This window comes from Streptomyces sp. CHD11 (assembly GCF_018638295.1).
GTDB lineage: Bacteria > Actinomycetota > Actinomycetes > Streptomycetales > Streptomycetaceae > Streptomyces.
Genome location: NZ_JABTTS010000084.1, coordinates 1 through 647, shown reverse-complemented (window position 1 = coordinate 647; position 647 = coordinate 1). Strand labels below are relative to the sequence as shown.

General features: G+C 68.6%; 1 protein-coding gene. It reads left to right on the top strand.

Annotated elements, in window-relative coordinates; translation table 11 throughout:
• Positions 1–647: acyl-CoA carboxylase subunit beta (locus tag HTV45_RS33255; RefSeq protein ID WP_285899716.1), on the top strand; the 647-nt coding region annotated here is incomplete at both ends.

Here is a 647-nt window from a genome sequence, read left to right as displayed (position 1 = left end):
CAAGGCGGTCACCGGCGAGGAGATCACCCAGAACGGCCTGGGCGGCGCCGACGTGCACGCCGAGACCTCGGGCGTCTGCCACTTCGCCTACGACGACGAGGAGACCTGCCTCGCCGAGGTGCGCTACCTCCTCTCCCTCCTCCCGCAGAACAACCGCGAGAACCCGCCGCGGGCGGAGAACTCCGACGCCGCGGAGCGCCGCAGCGACGTCCTGCTGGACCTGGTCCCGGCCGACGGCAACCGGCCGTACGACATGACCGAGGTCATCGGGGAGATCGTCGACGACGGCGAGTACCTCGAGGTCCACGAGCGCTGGGCGCGCAACATCATCTGCGCGCTCGCCCGGATGGACGGTCAGGTCGTCGGCATCGTCGCCAACCAGCCGCAGTCGCTGGCAGGTGTGCTGGACATCGAGGCGTCCGAGAAGGCCGCCCGCTTCGTCCAGATGTGCGACGCCTTCAACATCCCGATCCTCACCTTCCTGGATGTCCCCGGCTTCCTCCCGGGTGTGGACCAGGAGCACGGCGGGATCATCCGGCACGGCGCGAAGCTGCTGTACGCGTACTGCAACGCCACCGTGCCCCGTATCTCGCTCATCCTGCGCAAGGCGTACGGCGGCGCCTACATCGTCATGGACAGCCAGTCCA